General features: G+C 50.3%; 18 protein-coding genes, 1 pseudogene and 1 riboswitch. Of the genes and pseudogenes, 5 read left to right on the forward strand and 14 right to left on the reverse strand.

Features of this window, described 5'->3' with window-relative positions; all coding sequences use genetic code 11:
• From ACI0FR_RS01745 to ACI0FR_RS01810, 14 genes and pseudogenes are all read right to left on the reverse strand, one after another.
• On the reverse strand, positions 1–305 hold a 305-nt coding region (locus ACI0FR_RS01745), incomplete at its 3' end, for a hypothetical protein (RefSeq protein ID WP_461667874.1).
• 423 nt (positions 306–728) lie between these two features.
• Positions 729–833: pseudogene (locus ACI0FR_RS01750) on the reverse strand (magnesium chelatase domain-containing protein); the annotation flags it as partial.
• Between the two features lie 89 nt (positions 834–922).
• Positions 923–1,864: a glutathione synthase gene (gene gshB / locus ACI0FR_RS01755; protein ID WP_374828970.1), complete on the reverse strand. Its 942-nt coding sequence runs from the start codon at positions 1,862–1,864 to the stop codon at positions 923–925.
• Between the two features lie 102 nt (positions 1,865–1,966).
• A complete protein-coding gene (locus ACI0FR_RS01760; RefSeq protein ID WP_374828971.1) occupies positions 1,967–2,257 on the reverse strand; it encodes a DUF1330 domain-containing protein in 291 nt (96 codons plus the stop codon).
• Positions 2,258–2,357: 100 nt separating this feature from the next.
• The gene (gene pyrF, locus ACI0FR_RS01765) at positions 2,358–3,056 is read right to left on the reverse strand and encodes an orotidine-5'-phosphate decarboxylase (protein WP_404907154.1); all 699 of its coding nucleotides are present in this window, start codon (positions 3,054–3,056) and stop codon (positions 2,358–2,360) included.
• A 228-nt stretch (positions 3,057–3,284) separates the two neighbouring features.
• Positions 3,285–3,884, reverse strand: a complete 600-nt coding sequence (gene pmtA / locus ACI0FR_RS01770; RefSeq protein ID WP_404907156.1) for a phospholipid N-methyltransferase PmtA — start codon at positions 3,882–3,884, stop codon at positions 3,285–3,287.
• A gap of 200 nt (positions 3,885–4,084) precedes the next feature.
• Complete coding sequence (gene dnaJ / locus ACI0FR_RS01775; protein WP_404907355.1) at positions 4,085–5,239, reverse strand: molecular chaperone DnaJ; 1,155 nt, start codon at positions 5,237–5,239, stop codon at positions 4,085–4,087.
• A 303-nt stretch (positions 5,240–5,542) separates the two neighbouring features.
• On the reverse strand, positions 5,543–7,450 hold the full coding sequence (dnaK, locus tag ACI0FR_RS01780; protein ID WP_374828974.1) for a molecular chaperone DnaK: 1,908 nt from the start codon (positions 7,448–7,450) through the stop codon (positions 5,543–5,545).
• Between the two features lie 213 nt (positions 7,451–7,663).
• On the reverse strand, positions 7,664–8,650 hold the full coding sequence (locus ACI0FR_RS01785; RefSeq protein WP_404907159.1) for a Gfo/Idh/MocA family protein: 987 nt from the start codon (positions 8,648–8,650) through the stop codon (positions 7,664–7,666).
• 485 nt (positions 8,651–9,135) lie between these two features.
• On the reverse strand, positions 9,136–11,934 hold the full coding sequence (gene gcvP / locus ACI0FR_RS01790) for an aminomethyl-transferring glycine dehydrogenase (protein WP_404907163.1): 2,799 nt from the start codon (positions 11,932–11,934) through the stop codon (positions 9,136–9,138).
• Positions 11,934–12,302: a glycine cleavage system protein GcvH gene (gcvH, locus tag ACI0FR_RS01795; RefSeq protein ID WP_374828977.1), complete on the reverse strand. Its 369-nt coding sequence runs from the start codon at positions 12,300–12,302 to the stop codon at positions 11,934–11,936. Before gcvH ends, gcvP begins: the two co-directional genes overlap by 1 nt.
• Positions 12,303–12,307: 5 nt before the next feature.
• The gene (gene gcvT / locus ACI0FR_RS01800) at positions 12,308–13,417 is read right to left on the reverse strand and encodes a glycine cleavage system aminomethyltransferase GcvT (protein WP_404907165.1); all 1,110 of its coding nucleotides are present in this window, start codon (positions 13,415–13,417) and stop codon (positions 12,308–12,310) included.
• A gap of 47 nt (positions 13,418–13,464) precedes the next feature.
• Positions 13,465–13,568: riboswitch (glycine riboswitch) on the reverse strand.
• A 184-nt stretch (positions 13,569–13,752) separates the two neighbouring features.
• The gene (locus ACI0FR_RS01805; RefSeq protein ID WP_404907167.1) at positions 13,753–14,913 is read right to left on the reverse strand and encodes a benzoate/H(+) symporter BenE family transporter; all 1,161 of its coding nucleotides are present in this window, start codon (positions 14,911–14,913) and stop codon (positions 13,753–13,755) included.
• Positions 14,914–14,924: 11 nt separating this feature from the next.
• Entirely contained in the window at positions 14,925–15,695 is a 771-nt protein-coding gene (locus tag ACI0FR_RS01810) for an alpha/beta hydrolase (protein WP_404907168.1), read from the reverse strand.
• A 359-nt stretch (positions 15,696–16,054) separates the two neighbouring features.
• Between ACI0FR_RS01810 and infC the strand changes: the two genes are divergently transcribed.
• From infC to pheS, 5 genes are all read left to right on the forward strand, one after another.
• Entirely contained in the window at positions 16,055–16,531 is a 477-nt protein-coding gene (gene infC / locus ACI0FR_RS01815; protein ID WP_374830408.1) for a translation initiation factor IF-3, read from the forward strand.
• Between the two features lie 343 nt (positions 16,532–16,874).
• Positions 16,875–17,075, forward strand: coding sequence for a 50S ribosomal protein L35 (gene rpmI, locus ACI0FR_RS01820; protein ID WP_184222183.1), 201 nt, complete (start codon positions 16,875–16,877; stop codon positions 17,073–17,075).
• Between the two features lie 28 nt (positions 17,076–17,103).
• Positions 17,104–17,505, forward strand: a complete 402-nt coding sequence (gene rplT, locus ACI0FR_RS01825; protein ID WP_343801999.1) for a 50S ribosomal protein L20 — start codon at positions 17,104–17,106, stop codon at positions 17,503–17,505.
• Between the two features lie 89 nt (positions 17,506–17,594).
• Positions 17,595–18,413 carry a BUD32 family EKC/KEOPS complex subunit gene (locus ACI0FR_RS01830; RefSeq protein WP_404907171.1) on the forward strand — a complete coding sequence of 273 codons (819 nt, stop codon included), beginning with the start codon at positions 17,595–17,597 and terminating at the stop codon, positions 18,411–18,413.
• 147 nt (positions 18,414–18,560) lie between these two features.
• Positions 18,561–19,670 (forward strand): phenylalanine--tRNA ligase subunit alpha, encoded by a 1,110-nt coding sequence (pheS, locus tag ACI0FR_RS01835; protein ID WP_404907173.1) that lies wholly within the window; start codon positions 18,561–18,563, stop codon positions 19,668–19,670.

Here is a 19,670-nt window from a genome sequence, read left to right on the forward strand (position 1 = left end):
TTATAACGTACTCCTAAGACAGATCGAAACCCGTTAACATAATCACTATTTTCTTTTGCGATGTTGAAACCTGGCGCAGTTCCATAAACATTATCGGACACTTGTGAAAAATGTCGCGGATGATATGGATCAAGATTGATAAATTGACCGTAAAGATGCGTCCAATTTTGCTTGTTTGAACTGCTCACATGTCCGTGAGGTTGTCCGTAATTATTAACTTCATAAACCAGCACGCGTTGAGCTGGTACAAGCAAGCGTGCAGCCTCTAACAAATATAACTTTGTTTTTTCTAGTTCATCGATCACAAAACACTCCTTGCAGTCGAAATGCTGTCATTTAACAATGCAAAACTCATTGCAACCTAAGAACCTTCATTGTTCACTAAATTATATTCAAAATATAATTAGATCTTATTCACGTCAATTTTTGATTGAGATACCTGCTTCCATATAGGGGCTTGCCATAGTAAAACTTGATCCAACCTTGAAAACCAGACGAATAGCGAATAGGCCTTGAAAGCCTCTGCTCTATGAAAAACTTTTGGTCTGCGATGTTGAGATTACTCAACTATGCATGTTCTCATGTGAAACAGATACTTTTCTGGCGTATAAAATCAGTTAAAAACTATGTGCATATAATGTCTACAATTTGTAATATCATTTTACAATTCTATAAAAAAATTATTTATTTTCATATGGTTGCGTATTTTTTGTATTTTAATTAATTGACCCATATATTGATATGCCCATCTTTCCCGGAGCCACCATGATTTGCACGTCAACAGGAACGGCATCAATGCCTTGAAATGCGACCGTACCTACGCGTGAAATCATAAAAGCCCCCGATTGATATAATAAGGGCCGCGATTTACACCGCAGCCCTTATGAATAGATCATGTCAAAGATGGTGCTTCAATAGGAATTTAGTTACGCTTGGCTTCCACGGCATCCCAGAACAGGGCTGCGACATCGGCACCGCCAAAGCGTTTGATTTCACGTAAACCCGTTGGCGAGGTCACATTGATCTCGGTCATATAATCGCCGATCACATCAATGCCGACGAGAATAAAGCCGCGCTCTTTCAAGGACGGACCAATACGGGCACAAATTTCCTGCTCACGCGGGGTAAGTTCAGTGGCTTCCGCACGGCCGCCCACATGCATATTGGAGCGGGCATCACTTTCAGCCGGTACGCGATTGATCGCGCCCACCGGTTCGCCGTCAATCAGGATGATGCGTTTGTCACCGGCACGGACATCTTTCAAATAACGCTGCGCAATAAAGGGTTCGCGATACATTTGCTCGAACATTTCCAATAGCGATGTCAGGTTGCGATCATCGGTGGTCAGATGGAAAACGCCGGCGCCACCATTACCGTAAAGCGGCTTGATGATGATGTCGCCATATTGTTTGCGAAATTCCAGCACTTCCTGAATATCTTTAGTGATCAGTGTTTCCGGCATCAGATCCGGAAACTCGGTGACGAAGATTTTCTCAGGACTGTTGCGCACCCATGCTGGATCATTGACCACCAGAGTTTTCGGGTGAATACGCTCAAGCAAATGCGTGGTGGTGATGTAATTCATGTCGAATGGCGGGTCTTGGCGCAGCAGCACCACATCCATTTCCGAAAGGTCACGACGCTCCGGCTCGCTCAAGGTGTAATGGTCGCCTTTGACATCGCGCACTTCGAGTTTTTCGAGGCGTGCCGTCACTGCACCATCGCGCATCGAAAGGCGATCAGGGGTGTAGTGATAAAGCTCGTGGCCACGCGCCTGAGCTTCCAGACAAAGCGCGAAAGTGGTGTCCCCTGTAATATTGATGGTGCTGATATGGTCCATTTGAACTGCAATCTTCAAGGCCATGGTCTCCTGAGGGCTTTCGCGTTTGTCATTTAAGTGTTTATGGCAAATAGGATATCCGCCCTCGACTTCAAGTGAGTTTTTAGAGCGGATATCTGTTTTATTTTAAACGGCGGCTTCCACCAGCACAATTTCTCCGTCGGCAACGGTTTGGCGAATGGCTTGGGCTGCTTGATATTCCGGTGAGTTGAAGCAATCCAGTGCGTGCTGCATCGATTCAAATTCGATAATCACGTTGCGCGCGCGGCCTTGGCCTTCCACCAGTTCTGCTTTACCGCCACGGGCAAGAAATTTCGCGCCGAAGCGCTCAAAGGCAGGCTTGGCGGTCGAGACGTAATCCTTGTAACGCTCCGGATCCTTAACATCAACACGTGCAATCCAATAAGCTTTGGTCATATGATCAATCTCCTCCTGATGATTAAGATGAAACTTTAAGCTTTTCAAAATCTTGCCGGCAATGCGGCATTCAGACTTCGGCTTTATACTTTAGGGATGATTAGCTTACCGCCATTTCGGCCAGAATTTTCTCTGCTGCTTCACGTCTGTCCGGTGCTGCAATGATCGGGCGCGCCACCACCAGATGGCTGGCACCGGCTTTGAGAGCATCAGACGGGGTCATAACGCGCTTCTGATCACCAAGCTCAGCCCCTTGCGGGCGGATGCCTGGGGTGACGATAGCCATATCTTTGCCGACGATCTGGCGAATGGCAGCGGCTTCTGCGGCTGAGGCTACCACGCCGCCCATGCCAGCTTCACGCGCTTGGGCAGCACGGCGCAAAACGAGGGTCTGCGCATTGTCGTTATAGCCTGCTTCGATCAGGTCTTCGTCATCCATGGAGGTGAGAACGGTGACACCGAGCAGGCAAAGATTGGAGCCTTTTGCCGCTTCAACACCTGCACGCATAGCTTTTGGATAGGCATGCAATGTCAGCATGCACACGCCCATTTTGGCGATATTTTCTACGCCTTTGGCCACCGTATTGTCGATGTCCAGCAATTTCATATCGAGAAAAACTTGTTTGTCTGCCGCAATCAAGGTGCGGACAAAATCCAAACCACCGGCAAATGCCAGTTGGTGACCGACTTTGTAGAAGGAAACTGTGTCGCCTAATTCATGAACGACATGCTCTGCGTCTTTAACCGTCGGTACATCCAATCCAACAATGAGACGGCTGCGTATATCTTCCACAGTCATGCCACTTTACCCTTTATATCTTTTCACAAACAGTCTGTTATTGGCACAAACATCCGAGTTGTGAAAGCCTATAAACGCATTAAGTAAGCGGGCGATGCCGACAAATTACAGGGCAAATATTAACATGCCTTCAGCTATGATTTGATTGAAGGCATGTTTATGGTCGAAGCCCGCCCAAAGCGGCATTGGACGCTCCTATAAACGTTAATTCGTGAATATTGCTTTCGCTTAGGAAAGTGGGCTGCGATAAACCCATAATTGTGCTGGCGGCACATTGCGCATGACAAAGTCATAATGCTTGACCACATAATTGCCTTTACCGGCCGGAACCGGTGCAAGCGGGCCATAGGTGATCTGGATGACCGGACGGCCAGCTGGCACACGGCGCAACAAATCTTCAATGATCTGAACACGTGCCGGAACAGGGAAGTTCAGCAATGGTACCGCAGAAATGACGCTGTCGAATATCATGCCTTTATTGTCGCCCAAAGTGGTGTCGAGATCAAAGGCATCGCCTTGAATGATGTTTACATCGGGAAAATTGATGCGCAGATGCTTGGCAAAATCTTCCGAATATTCGACGCAATAGAGATCTTGCGCTTTCACGCCATGCTGCAAAATTGCTTTGGTGATGACACCAGTGCCGGGCCCAAGTTCGAGCACCGGCATTTTGGATGTTGTGTCGATAACGCTTGCCATGCGGCGCGCAGTGATGGAGCTTGTCGGCAAAATGGCTCCGACGGCTTTCGGCCCTTCAATCCAGCCCTTAAAGAAGCGAATTTCTTCGTTGAATTTCTCGGCGAATTTACGTGCCAGCGGTCCTGCCATTATGCGATCTCCCATTAGCGTCATGTAGCAAAAGCAATTTGATCCTGTTCATAAACAGGGAAACTGTTTTGAAGTTTCGTTCATAGCATGAAATTTGTGGCAAGAAATTGCTTTTTCTCGTCGATGAAATCACACTTCGTTTTTTTATGAAACAGTTGTGCTTTTGATGATAAACATAGAAAAAGGGGCTATAAAGCCCCTTAATCCTTAATTCCTTCAAAGAAATCTTTCATCCGTGCAAAAAATCCGGTCGATTGCGGACTATTCTCTTTGGAAGAAATTTCCTCAAATTCCTGCAACAACTCGCGCTGGCGCTTATTGAGATTCTGAGGCGTTTCAATCGCCACCTGAATGTAAAGGTCACCAATGTTGTTTTGCCGCAGTATCGGCATGCCCTTCGCCTTCATGCGGAATTGCTTGCCGTTCTGGGTGCCTTCAGGAATTTTCACACGCGTTTGTGTGCCATCCAATGTGGTTACTTCAAACTGGCCGCCAAGCGCAGCCGTAGTCATGGAAATAGGCACTTTGCAATAAAGATCGGCGCCATCACGTTGGAAAAACTCATGCGGCTTGATGGAGATAAAGATATAAAGATCGCCCGATGGTCCGCCACGGGTTCCCGCTTCACCTTCGCCCGACAAGCGGATGCGGGTGCCGTCTTCGATACCAGCCGGAATATTGACCGAGAGCGAACGCTCTTGCGAAATGTGGCCTGTACCGGAACATTTGGTGCAAGGGTCAGGAATGGTCTGGCCGCGGCCGTTACAGGTCGGGCAGGCGCGTTCCACCGAGAAGAAACCTTGCGAGGCGCGCACACGTCCTGCACCGCCACAGGTGGCGCAAGTGACAGGCTGTGTGCCCGGTTTTGCACCTGAGCCACTGCATTCATCACACGTGATGGAGCTTGGTACACGGATTTGCGCAGTCTTACCGGCGAAAGCTTCTTCGAGAGAAACTTCCATATTGTAGCGCAGATCGGCACCGCGTTCGCGGCCGCCGGAGCGACGCTGGCGCCCGCCACCCATCATTTCGCCGAAAATATCTTCGAATATATCGGAGAAGCCACCGGCACCGCCAAAACCACCACCAAAGCCGCCGCCAAAACCACCGCCACCGCCACCGCCACCGCCATTTTCAAAGGCGGCATGACCAAAGCGGTCATAGGCTGCTCGTTTCTGCGGGTCTTTCAGCACATCATAGGCTTCACCAAGCTCGATAAACTTGCGCTCTGCTTCCGCGTCCCCCGGATTTTTGTCGGGGTGGTACTGCATGGCAAGTTTACGATATGCCGATTTAAGAACTTTATCATCAGCTGTTTTGGTAACACCTAGGATTTCGTAATAGTCGATCTTCATGAATTCGTCTTTCAGGCGGCTCTCATAATGACGGCCAAAAACTAAAAATGACCTCACAGCGCGCAAAACATAAGAAAACTGGCAGCGATACCAGATCTGAAACAAGATGTTATCGCGACTGGCTGCGGATGACAGAGTGCCTCAAACTTTGAATGAAATTTAAGCTCTCTGACCGGTTCAAACTTGAAACAAAACAACCGGAACAGCCGCCAATGTTTTGCCTTTCAAGCTTAAAGCTTGAACAAATTTGCTTGAATGTCGGAAAGCCCGGCATAAGCCGGGCTTTCCCCCATATCAGCTAGATTATGACTTCTTTTCGTTGTCGTCGATTTCTTCGAAATCAGCGTCAACAACATCATCATCAGATGTCTTTTCACCGGCTTCACCGCCCTCGCCATCTTCGCCCTGATTGGCTTCATACATGGCTTGGCCAAGCTTCATTGAAGCTTCAGCAAGGGTCTGTGTCTTGGCCTTGATGTCTTCTGCATCATCACCTTCAACAGCAGTTTTCAATGCTGCCAGTGCAGTTTCGATAGCCTGTTTGTCTTCAGCCGAAACTTTTTCGCCGTATTCCTTCAGCGACTTGTCGGTTGAGTGGATGAGGCCTTCTGCCTGATTCTTGGCTTCAACAGCTTCACGGCGCTTTTTGTCGGCTTCGGCATTGGCTTCAGCATCTTTAACCATCTGTTCGATGTCGGCGTCGGAAAGACCGCCAGATGCCTGAATGCGGATCTGGTGTTCTTTGCCTGTGCCTTTATCTTTTGCGGATACGTTAACGATACCGTTGGCGTCGATGTCGAAAGTCACTTCAATCTGCGGAACGCCGCGTGGTGCCGGTGGAATACCGACCAGATCAAACTGGCCAAGCATCTTGTTGTCGGCAGCCATTTCGCGTTCACCTTGGAACACGCGGATGGTTACAGCAGACTGACTGTCTTCAGCGGTCGAGAACGTCTGTGACTTCTTGGTAGGGATCGTGGTGTTGCGTTCGATCAGACGGGTGAAAACACCGCCCAATGTTTCGATACCCAGTGAAAGCGGGGTAACGTCGAGAAGCAATACGTCTTTAACATCGCCCTGCAAGACACCGCCCTGAATTGCTGCACCCATCGCAACAACTTCATCAGGGTTCACACCCTTGTGCGGTTCTTTACCGAAGAACTCTTTAACGACTTCCTGAATTTTTGGCATACGGGTCATACCGCCAACCAAAACAACTTCATCAATGTCGCCCGGCTTCAGACCGGCATCTTTCAATGCAGCCTTACATGGGTTGACGGTGCGCTGCACCAGATCATCCACGAGGGTTTCGAGCTTGGCGCGCGACAGTTTGATGGCCAGGTGCTTAGGACCGGTCTGGTCTGCGGTGATGAACGGCAGGTTGATTTCGGTCTGCTGTGAAGACGAAAGTTCGATCTTGGCTTTTTCAGCAGCTTCTTTGAGACGCTGCAAAGCAAGCTTGTCGTTCTTCAGGTCAATGCCCTGTTCTTTTTTGAATTCTGCGACCAGATATTCAACCAGACGCATATCGAAATCTTCACCACCGAGGAATGTATCACCGTTGGTTGATTTCACTTCAAAAACGCCGTCGCCGATTTCCAGAATGGAAACGTCGAAGGTACCACCACCAAGGTCATAAACCGCAATTGTCTTGCCTTCGCTCTTATCGAGGCCGTAAGCCAGAGCCGCAGCAGTTGGTTCGTTGATGATACGCAGAACTTCCAGACCTGCAATGCGGCCGGCATCTTTGGTTGCCTGACGCTGCGCATCGTTAAAATATGCAGGAACTGTAATAACAGCCTGTTCAACTTTTTCACCGAGGTAATCTTCAGCGGTTTCCTTCATTTTCTGAAGGATCATCGCGGATACCTGCGAAGGTGAGTATTTTGTACCGTGGACTTCTACCCACGCATCACCATTGTCGCCTTTAACAATCTTGTATGGCACCAGATCTTTATCTTTGGTGACCATCGGATCGTCGAAACGACGACCGACAAGACGTTTGACAGCAAACAAGGTGCCTTCCGGATTGGTGACGGCCTGACGTTTTGCAGGCTGGCCGGCAAGGCGTTCGTCACTGTCGGAGAAAGCGATAATCGACGGGGTGGTGCGTGCACCTTCCGCATTTTCGATGACCTTCGCGTTTTTGCCGTCCATGACAGCTACGCAGGAGTTGGTCGTTCCCAGATCAATACCAATTACTTTAGCCATATTTATCTCCATTCAGCAAACCGCTTAGACCTCTGACGAGCGTTCTGTTAAGCGGCCCCTATCGGTTCTAGGCTGCCCCTTCGTTACAAATTAAGGCATCCTGTTGAGGGGTATATAAGAAAGGGTTATTTTCACTGCAAGTCGGTTTAGGCCAGTTCTGCAAAATTACTGCATCAAGTGACAGGAATTTGCCCGAAACCATGAAAAAACGACTTAAACCTCTGTCCAGTTTCCTTTTTTCCCGGCTTCATAGACCATATCAATGAAATGCTGATTGCCTTTTGAGTTTTCAAGACTGAAAACACTGACAGGCGCGCCGCGTGCTTTACGCACAAATGTTTCCGCTTGCAACTGGTACTGGTTGATATTTTGGAAAGTGTAGGCGGTTGTGGTGTCATGTGTGGCATTATGCAGCGTAATGCGAGCGTGATCATATTTGAGCGGATTGAAGGGCGCATCCACTTCAATATAGCCTTTATCACCATGAAACAGCATCGATTGACGGTGTGCCATTTGTGTGGAGACATAAAAATGCAGGTCAAATCCGTCAAATTGCGCTTCTACACTGGCATAGCGGTCGGTTTTGAAGGTGGGATCAAATTCAATTTGGGCACGAATGCGCAAAGGCTCAAGGCCGGTACTCATGCGGGTGGTCACCACCGGATAAACACCGATATCAGGCAGACCACCGCCGCCAAGCGCCAACTGATTGCGCATATTGGCCGGATCATTGTTGAAATAAGTAAACACCCCTTCGACACGGCGCAGATGTCCGATCAAACCTTGCTGCAACAGTTCACGCAGTTTGATCCATTGCGGATGGTAATAAACCATGAAAGCTTCTGATATCATTACGCCATATTGATCGCGCGCGGCGATCAGCGCATCAATTTCTTGCATTTTGAGGGCAATCGGCTTTTCGCATAAGACATGTTTACCGGCCTTGGCTGCTTTTAGCGTCCACTCCACATGTTGTGATGTCGGCAACGGAATATAAATTCCGTCCACTTCATTGCAGGCAAGCAGCTCGTCATAAGAGCCGAAAGCATGTTTGGCACCAAAACGGGCGGCAACTTCACGTGCTTTGGTTAAATCGCGACTGGCGATTGCGTTTACTACACCGTTTTCACTGGCACAGATTGCCGGAATAACTTGACTGATGCCGATTTTCGCCGTCGACAGGATGCCCCACCTGAACATGATATTCCTCTCATATTGCACTGATGTTTATTGATGACTGTATCGCGCCCCGTTCAAAAATAGAAATACTGATTCTTTTGAATATTTTTCAGGGCTCTTTTGAGTTGAAATGCGTATGTGATTTAAGCTCGTTGGTTGCACGTTCACTGTTTTATATGTGTTATTTCAGATGAATTTTCATTTTTTACCGAAATATTCAGAAAATTTGACAAAAGGGGTTGAATATTAAAGACCGCTGATCCATATCAGGGTTACTTACCGCTGTGCCTCCTCCCATTGCGCGCGGTAAGTGTTCCCCTCTGAAGGTTTCGCCTTTATGGCACCTTCATAAATTTTAAGCCGGACTCTATAGTCCGGCTCTTTTTTTGCCTGCAATTTGAATAATTTTGATTGCAGCCAGCCTATGCCGGTGAAGATGTTTTGCGGGATAAAAGAAAAGGCGCCGTGGTTTCCCGCGGCGCCTTTTTTAAACTTAGTAACTGAATTTATGCATAAGCCTGCATCGGAGGGCATGAGCAGATCAGATTACGATCGCCAGCCACATTGTCGATGCGCGATACCGGCGGCCAGTATTTGGCAGTCGGATCAGCATCAGCATTCGGGAATACAGCTTCCTGACGTGAGTAAGGATGCGTCCATTCACCACCAATTGTATCAAAGGCAGTGTGCGGAGCATTGACCAGCGGGTTGTCGTCCTGTGGCCAATGGCCAGAGGCAACCTTGTCCGCCTCACCGGCAATGGCGATCATGGCGTCACACAGACGGTCAATCTCGTTCAACGGTTCGGATTCGGTCGGCTCAATCATCAATGTGCCGGAAACCGGCCATGACATGGTTGGCGCATGAAAGCCGTAGTCGATCAGACGCTTGGCAACGTCTTCAACGCTGATGCCTGCCTGATCTTTGAGTACGCGTGTATCCACGATGCACTCATGTGCCACACGGCCGTTCTTGCCTTTATAAAGGATCGGGAAGTGCCCTTCCAAGCGATGCGCAATATAGTTGGCGTTGAGAATGGCCATTTTGGTGGCGCGTGTAAGACCGGCACCGCCCATCATACGGATATACATCCATGTGATGACCAGAATGGACGCACTGCCGAACGGCGCTGCGGAGACAGCATTGCTCGTGCCTTTTTCCACGTGACCCGGAATAAACGGCACCAGATGCTTGGCAACACCGATCGGGCCAACGCCCGGTCCGCCGCCGCCATGCGGGATGCAGAATGTTTTATGCAGGTTCATGTGGCAAACGTCGGCACCAATATCGCAAGGACGGCCGAGGCCAACCAGAGCATTCAGGTTTGCACCGTCGAAATAGACCTGCCCGCCGTGGGAATGAACGATCTCGCAGAATTCGCGGATGCCTTCTTCAAACACACCGTAAGTGGACGGGTAGGTGATCATGAAGGCAGCAAGGTTGGCGCTGTGTTTTTCAGCTTTTGCCTTGAGGTCTTCAATATCGATGTCGCCTTCCGGCAGACAGTTGACCACAACTACTTTCATACCGGCCATGCTGGCGCTGGCAGGGTTGGTACCATGAGCCGATGACGGGATCAGGCAGATATCGCGTTGATGGTCGCCACGGGACTGATGGTAACGGCGGATAGCCAGAAGACCGGCATATTCACCCTGACTACCGGCATTTGGCTGTAAGGACACGGCCGCAAAGCCGGTGATTTCACAAAGCCAGTTTTCGACGTCGGAGGTCATCTGGGCGTAGCCGGTGCTCTGTTCTGCTGGTGCAAACGGATGCATATTGGCAACCGAGTTCCAGCTTACCGGCATCATTTCTGCGGCCGCATTGAGCTTCATGGTGCAGGAGCCGAGCGGGATCATCGCACGGTCAAGCGCCAGATCCTTGTCGGCCAAACGACGCAGGAAACGCATCATTTCGGTTTCGGAGCGGTGCTGATGGAACACTTCCTGTGTCAGGAAGGCCAATGTGCGGCTCGAAGGCAGACGTGTTGTGTCAGAGCTTGCAACAGTTGCACCAAAGAGCGCGGCAATCGCTGCCACATCTTCGTCGCTTGATGTTTCGTCAAAGGCTACAGCCAATGTGTCGGCATCAATGATGCGCAGCAAACGATTAGTTTTGTCGGCCTCTGCCGCAATAGATGCAGCTTTACCTGGAACCTTGACGGTGACGGTGTCGAACAGCTTGTCGCCAGCCAGCTCAAAGCCTGCCTTTTTCACGGCATCCGCAAAATTGCTTGCGCGTTTGGCAACTTCTGTTGCAATCGACTGCAAGCCGGAAGGGCCATGATAAATAGCATAAGAAGCCGCCATATTGGCCAGCAATGCCTGAGCGGTACAGATGTTGGATGTCGCTTTATCACGACGGATATGCTGCTCACGGGTTTGCAGTGCCAAGCGGTAACCAACACGGCCATGTGCATCGGTGGACTGGCCAACGATACGACCCGGAATGATACGGGTCAGAGCCTGCGACACGCCAAGATAGGCTGCGTGCGGGCCACCAAAGCCCATTGGCACGCCAAAGCGCTGCATGGAACCAACAGCCATATCGGCACCCCATTCGGCAGGGGCTTCGGTCACTGTCAGAGCCAGCGGATCGGCTACAGCAATGACTTGTGTGCCGAGTGCTTTTGCAGCAGCGATTACAGCTTTATAATCGCCGTAAACGCCCTTTGTATCAGGCCATGGAACGATCAGAGCGGTGGTGTCTGCATCGACATCGCCCGATGTTTCAATGGTGATGCCCAAAGGCTCGGCGCGGGTGCGCAGTACATCCAAAGTCTGTGTATGCAATTCACCAGCGATCAGCACGCGGTGACGGTTTTCGCGATGATGGCGGTAAGCAATAGCCATTGCTTCTGCCACAGCCGTTGCTTCATCAAGCAATGATGCGCAAGCAACCGGCAGGCCGGTCAGCTCTGTCACCAGTGTCTGGAAGTGGAACAGCAGCTCCAAACGACCCTGACTGATTTCGGACTGGTAAGGCGTATAGGCCGTGTACCAAGCCGGATTTTCAAACAGGTTACGCTGGATCACCGGCGGGGTGTAGCAACCGTTATAGCCAGCGCCGATAAAGCTTTTCTTGACGATGTTTTTATTCATCACAGCTTGCAATTCGGCCAGAGCCGCCGCTTCGCTCAAAGGCTGCGGCAAGTCCAACTCGCGGTTGAAGCGAATGGATTCCGGTACAGCCTGTGTGATGAGTGCATCCAGCGAGGAAACGCCGAGCGCAGCAAGCATGGTGCGCTCGTCAGCCTCGCGGGGACCGATATGACGATCCACAAATGGGAGTGAGCCTTGTGTCATTAGTCTACCAAAGCCTTGTAACCGGCTGCATCGAGCAGGCCGTTCATTTGACCTTCGTCAGCAAGCTTGAGCTTGAACAACCAGCCTTCGCCTTCTGCGGCCTGATTGATGAGTGACGGATCATTGACAACAGCATCGTTGATTTCAACGATTTCACCGTCAACCGGTGCGTAAACGTCGGAAGCAGCTTTAACAGATTCAACCACGACGATGGCTTCGCCTTTGGTAACCTTGCGGCCAACTTCCGGCAGTTCGACGAATACGAGGTCGCCGAGCTGTTCTTGCGCATGTATGGTGATGCCGACAGTGGCAGTGCCATTATCGTTGTTGAGCCATTCGTGATCTTCAGTAAACAGGATAGAGGCCATGATTGTTATCCTTTGTGGTAGTGATGCGGTGTAAATGGAAGTGAATGAACATCAAGCGGTACGAGATTACCGCGGATATCTGCAAAAACACGGGAGCCGACAGCGGCAAATTCAGGGGTGACATAGCCCATCGCGACCGGATGACCGGCTGAAGGGCCGAAGCCGCCGGAAGTGACGCGACCGATTTTGTTGCCGTCTGCATCAAAAAGTTCGACATCTGCACGCACAGGCTGACGGCCTTCAGGCTTCAGACCAACGCGCTTGGCTTTGGCACCAGCGGCCAATTTTTCCAAGAATGCTTTGGCACCGATAAAACCGGCAGTTTCGCGTACAGGTTTTGGCACAGCCCAGAGAAGACCGGCATCAACCGGATTGATTTCAGGGGTGATGTCCTGACCATGCAAGCAAAGGCCAGCTTCAAGGCGCAGGCTGTCACGGGCTGCAAGACCGATCCATGCAACGCGTTCATCTGCAAACAGTTTAGCGAGCAGTTCGCGGGCATCTTTTTCAGGCAGTGCAATTTCAAAGCCGTCTTCACCGGTATAACCGGAACGGGTGACAAACCAGTCAGCTTTTGGCTCGATACCGGTCATGAATGTCAGTTCGCCACCAGGAACGCCTGCTTTGGCTGCAACATCGGCTGCGGCAGGGCCTTGAAGTGCTAAAAGAACGCGGTCAAGCGGGTTGACGGTCACAGATTTACCAGCTGCAACCTTATTGAGATGCGCGATATCCGCATCGGCATTGCCCGCATTGGCAACGATCATGAAGCGGTTTTCGCCCAAGCGGGTGACGATCAGATCGTCTTCAACGCCTGCATTTTCGTTGAGCAGAAATGTATATTTCGACTGGTTCATCGGGATGGAAAGCGGATCAAGCGGGCAGGCTTCTGCCAGCAGTTTCGCTGCATCTTCACCGGAAATTTCAATCACACGCATGTGGGAAATGTCGAACAGACCAGCCTGTTCACGCACATGCAGATGTTCTTTCATCACGCCCAGCGGGTAGGTGATTGGCATGTTCCAGCCGGCAAAGCCGCCAAAACGTGCTTTCGCTGCTTCATGAATATCCTGCAATGGCAGGGTTTTTAAAGAGGTTTGTGCCGTATCGCCCATATCAACTCCAAAAGTCGCACGAATGCATCCGCAAAATGCGGCTGCTTCAGTGCCCCTCTGTCTGAAGCCTGAGAGACTCGCATAGTTTAAGATAAACTACACTTACACCTTCGGCGCGGGAGCAATGCCCCGACTTTCCAGAGTTGCCTTTCCTGTCAGCGGTTCTGGATACCTGAGAGATTTCGGGCGATTTCCCCTTCGGTGGCCAAGATACAGATAAGCTGCTCCCGACACTCTCCCGCAGACAGACAGGGCAGACGCTGATTGCTCCTTACCCTCGACGCCCTATGACTTAGCCGAAACGCGCACTCAAGTCACTCGCTTTCTGTTGGCTTTCAGCCGGTTTTGCGCGACAATTTGCCTTGGGCGTGGTCCAGTACAACCACCAACAGACCAGCCGCAAGCGCCCAAAAGGCGGAGCCGATGCTGAAAAAACTGATGCCGGACGCGGTGACTGCAAAGGTGACCACCGCACTCAAGCGCTCCTTTTCTTTTGAAAGAGCTAAAGTCATGGCGTTGATAAAAGGACCGGAGAGCGCAAGACCGGCAATCAAGGCGATCAGAACCGGCGGCAGAACCGCAAATATCGCCACGAGTGAAGCACCAAAAAGCGCAAAGACAATATAAATCCCGGCGTAGACAGGGCCTGTCAGCCAGCGTTTTGCGTGATCGGGATGAGCGTCTGGGCTCGTGCAAAGGGCAGCAGAAATCGCCGCTAAATTGCTTGTTGCCGCACCAAAAAATGCTGAAATCAAAGAGACAAGACCGGTAATTTGCAGTGCCTGCCCTGTTGGCGGTTCATAGCCAAAGGCACGAAGCACAGCAAAACCGGGCAAGTTCTGCGATGCCATCGTGACCAGATAGAGCGGCAGTGCTAAGCCAATCATGGCGCTGAGATGAAAGGTCGGCGTGATAAATTCCAGTGTTGATAGCTCAGGTGCCGGAAGGCTAGGCGAGCGGCCTGTGACAAGCGCAAAAATAACGCCGACGATCAATACCGCTATCACGGCAAGCGAGGGATTAAACAATCGGATAATAAAGAACAGAACTGCGAGCGGCAGCATCATCATCGGATCAATTTGTGCAGCCTTGGCAGCGTTTAAAACAAAGCCTACCAAAACACCGGCCAGCATGCCGGAGGCAACGGAAGTGGGAATGCTGGAGACGAGGCGGGACAATGGCTTGATCAGGCCGGTGAGAATGATCGCAACCGCGGTGACGATAAAAGCCCCGACTGCTTCATTGATGGTGAAACCGCTGCTGGCACCAATTAATGCCAGTCCGGGCGTGGACCATGCTGCGATAATCGGCATTTTATACCGGATACTGAGATAGGCGGAGGCTGCGGCAATAGCCAGACAAACGGCCGTGACCCAGCTTGCGGTTTGGGTTTGGCTTGCTTCCAGTGTTGTGGCTGCTGCGATAATGAGAGCCAATGTACCGCCGAAGCCTACAATAGCCGCAACACTGGATGAGGCAAAAACCGAAAACCGCATGAACTGTAACCTTAATTATTGATTTGGCTGATCATCATGTCGAGAGAGCGCGTTAATAGTTCGAGATCTTGCGGGCGGGAAAGGCGATGATCACCATCGCGCACAAGGGTCAAGGTCACATTATCGACCGGCAGATGTTCTGTCAGCAGCAGAGCGTGTGAGTAAGGAACATCCTCATCCTTCATCCCTTGCAAAATATGCACCGGACAACCGGTTTCGATAATGTCGGTCAAAACCTGATTGTCTCGTCCGTCTTCGATAAGATTGCGGGTATAGATGAATGGATTGGGTGAATATTCGGAAGGTTCTTCAAAATAGCCGTTCTCAACCAGCGATTTTTTGTGTTCTTCGCTTAAATTTGGTTCGATCAGGCGGGCGGTAAAATCGGGTGCCGGTGCAATTAGAATGATTCCCGCGGGTCCTTGACCTTGTTTGATCAGTTCCTGCGTCATGCGCAAAGTAATCCATGCACCCATCGATGAGCCGACGAGAATTTGCGGTTTCTTATTATATTGATGATGCACGGTGAGTGATTCATTCAGCCAGCACGAAATGGTGCCTTCATTGAAATCACCACCCGATTCGCCGTGGCCGGAATAGTCGAATCGTAAAAATTCGTGATCATTGGCTGCTGCCCATTGGTTGAGCGATTCTGCTTTGGTGCCCAGCATATCTGACCGATAACCACCCAACCATGTGATTCCCTGTGCCTTGCTGCCTGCACGATAACGTAGGGCAATAGGTGCGCCATCAACATCGATGAATTCAAGGTTTTCTGTCATTACTGCCAGTCTCCGTTTATTTCAATTATGATAGGGCTATACGCATGAGAAGCCTTGTTCAATAGCGTAAAAGCCTTGAAAAACTGAGTAATGTGCCTAAATATTATCGTGGAGGCATGCTTTTGACCGATTTATTCGGTTGGGGGTGATTTTTCTTAACAAAGATGCTATTGACATCCGCACTTGCTTGACGCCATGTCCGCGCTAGTTATGCGGCAGCGTTTGCAAGACACTGTTATTTTGCTGTTAAGCTGATAAAAGTGCCGCCGAGAAGTTTAATTTTTGAGGAGTTAACGACCATTCGCCGACCGTTCAGAGCGACGCCGGTCCAGAAAGACGGACCGCGCTCCAACCGCGACATCCGGGTTCCCCGGGTTCAGCTAATCGATGCCGAGGGCCACAACCACGGCGACATGACCATTCAGGATGCCATTGCGATGGCAGAGGAAGCGGGGCTCGATCTTGTAGAGATCGTACCGAACGCAGAACCGCCTGTTTGTAAAATTGTTGACCTTGGTAAGCTCAAGTATCAGAGTCAGAAAAAAGCCGCTGAAGCGCGCAAAAAACAGAAAACGGTCGAGATCAAAGAAATTAAGATGCGACCGAACATCGACACTCATGATTATGAAGTGAAGATGAAAGCTGCGCACCGATTCTTTGATGAAGGTGATAAGGTTAAGTTCACACTGCGTTTCCGTGGTCGCGAAATGGCGCACCAGGAACTGGGTATGAAGCTGTTGCAGCGCGTTAAAGAAGAAACATTGGAGATCGCCAAGGTGGAAGCTGAGCCACGCCTTGAAGGTCGTCAGATGATGATGGTTCTTGCGCCACGCTAATTGTGCGGAGCGCTGATGATTCAGATTTGCTTGCAGATTGAAGGGTTTACCCTTATCCGGAAGCAAAAGCAGTGATTTAAAAGAAAACCGCCTTCGGGCGGTTTTTTTGTTTTCAATATTTATTGTACGTATTTATTGGCTGTGCTGGTTTAAATCAAAACGGCGCGATGATTCAGTAGTTGCGTTTTTATCATATTATGCCTATAAAGCCTCGTTCGAACCGACCGGCAGGGCATGCCGTGGCGGTTTCGTGTGCTTTTCAGACTTTGGTCGGTCTGGAAGTAGAAAACCAGAGCTCTGATGTTCAAACGAATGTTGAGAGCCTCTAGATTAGGAGAGCAAAATGCCCAAGATGAAGACCAAATCCTCCGCTAAAAAGCGGTTCAAAATTACCGCAACCGGCAAAATCAAAGCTGCTGCTGCCGGTAAGCGTCATGGCATGATCAAGCGCTCGAACAAGTTCCTTCGCGATGCTCGCGGCACCATGGTTCTTAGCGAACCAGATGCAAAGATCGTGAAGAAGTTCCTGCCAAACGGCCTCTAAGCCGCTATATCCTTAAGGAGATCATACTATGGCACGTGTAAAACGCGGCGTAACTGGCCACGCTAAACATAAAAAAGTTCTCAAGCAGGCAGAAGGTTTCCGCGGTCGTCGCAAGAACACCATTCGTACTGCTATGGCAGCTGTTGATCGCTCAAAGCAGTATGCTTACCGCGATCGCAAGAATCGTAAGCGTAATTTCCGCGCTCTGTGGATTCAGCGTATCAATGCTGCTGTTCGCGAGCATGGCTTGACCTATGGCCGTTTCATCGATGGCCTGATGAAGTCAAACATTGAAATCGACCGTAAAGTTCTGTCGGATATCGCTATCCATGAACCTGAAGCATTTGTAGCTCTGGTTGATTCTGCGAAAAAGGCACTGGAATATCTGAAAGATACCACGCCTAACGCTTTTGAAGGCGCTGTTCGTTAAGCCAGCCGCCTTCCCAAAGCACGATTGAATAACTTTTGGGACCCGCGCTGGCTCGGCTGGCGCGGGTTTTCTTATTTTCCGGATTTGACATGAACATTGATACGCAAATTGCCGGTCGCACATGGGCAGAGGATCATCACGATGCTCTGGCTCAGGCTGTTGCTCGCAGTGTGGATCAACGTATCATGAAGGTTGAGATTGACGGTCGTACCCTCTGGATCAAGCGCTACGATGTTGAAGCCGTGCCGCTGCCCAGGCGTCTCCATAGCAGGCTTTCGCGTTTTATGCCTTATGCTTTTATGCGCTCACCGCATATTGAAGATAGTGAAGGGCAACGCGCCCGCGAATTGCGCAAAATGCAAGCATTTGAAAGCGCTGGTTTGCATGTGCCGGATATGGTTTGGACGCAAGAAAATGTTGTGGTGCTGGGCGATGCAACGCCGATACAGCAGGTACGGCTTGATGCACTCAAGCGCACGGATCCTCAGGCGCATGATCGTATTTTGATTGAATGTGCGGAGGCTTTGGCCAAAGTTCATGCAAATGGTCTTTGTCATGGCCGTCCGCATCCGCGTGATTTTTTCTCGGTTCGATCCGAAGTTGGTTTTCTGGATTTTGAAGAAGAGCCGGAAGCCGTAATGGCGCTTGCAACAGCACAGGCGCGCGATTTATGGCTGATGTTCTTCCAGATTTCGTCGCAAGCGCGATTGCCGGAAACCAGTGCGCAGGCATTTGCCGCTTATCGGGTAATTGCTCCTGAAGATGTTATTCGTGAATTGAACAAAATTGTTGATTTCTTTCGCTTTACCATCCGCCCGTTGCGTTTTTTGAAGCGTTTTTATCTGGGCGGCGACGGTAAAAGACTGTTAAAAGCAATGGAATTTTTCGATAAGGCTTTAAAGAACTGAATGTCTCAAGCGGACGCGAACAGGTTGCCTGAGGTGACCGCTTGAAAAAAGACCCGATCAGGCCGGAACAGATCATTTTCATCTAAATGATTTCCCGGTTTTAACACACCCGAAGCCCTCGTATCCCGAAGGTATAAAGGCATAATTATGAGTGATCTTGAACAATTAGAACAGACAATTATGGGCGAAATTGCCGCCGCCGGTGATGAGAGCACCATTGAAGTGGTGCGTGTTTCGGCTTTGGGTAAAAAGGGTTCGGTTTCAGAGAAACTGAAAACATTGGGCTCGATGTCGCCGGAAGAACGCCAGCAGCAGGGACCGGCCATCAACGGATTGAAAAACCGCGTGAGCGAAGCATTGGCCGCGCGCAAATCCGAATTGCACAAATTGGCGGTTTCCGCACGTTTGGAGCGCGAAAAGCTCGACGTGACTTTGCCGGTGCGCAGTTCTGCTGCATCGCGCGGTCGTATCCATCCGATCAGCCAAGTGATTGACGAAATTACCGCAATTTTCGCTGATATGGGCTTTTCGATTGCCGAAGGGCCGGATGTTGAAACCGATTATTACAACTTCACTGCGTTGAACTTCCCTGAAGGCCATCCGGCGCGTGAAATGCATGATACTTTCTTCTTTAATCCGGATGAGAGCGGTGAGCGCAAATTGCTGCGTACCCACACTTCTCCGGTGCAGGTTCACACTATGGAGCGCTTTGCGCAGATGCGTGACAAGGAAGGCCGTGACGAACCGATCCGCATCGTCATTCCGGGTAAAACCTACCGCATGGATTCTGATGCAACCCACTCCCCGATGTTCCATCAGGTGGAAGGTCTGGTTGTCGATAAATCTTCAACTGTTGCCCAGATGAAATGGGTGCTGGAAGAGTTCTGCAAAGCCTTCTTTGAAGTGCCTTCGGTTAAAATGCGTATGCGTCCGAGCTTCTTCCCGTTCACCGAGCCTTCTGTCGAAGTTGACATCCAGTGCGACCGCTCAGGGCGTGAAGTGAAATTCGGCGAAGGCAATGACTGGCTGGAAATTCTGGGTTGCGGCATGGTGCATCCGAATGTGTTGCGCAATGCGGGCTTTGACCCGGATATCTATCAGGGCTTTGCATGGGGTATGGGTATCGATCGTATCGCCATGCTGAAATATGGCATGCCTGATTTGCGCGCTTTCTTTGATGCTGATGTGCGCTGGCTTAATCATTACGGCTTCCGCCCGTTAGATCTGCCGACTTTGTTCGGCGGTCTGAGTGCATAA

The organism is Paenochrobactrum sp. BZR 201-1 (genome assembly GCF_044987585.2).
Taxonomy (GTDB): Bacteria; Pseudomonadota; Alphaproteobacteria; order Rhizobiales; family Rhizobiaceae; genus Paenochrobactrum; species Paenochrobactrum pullorum.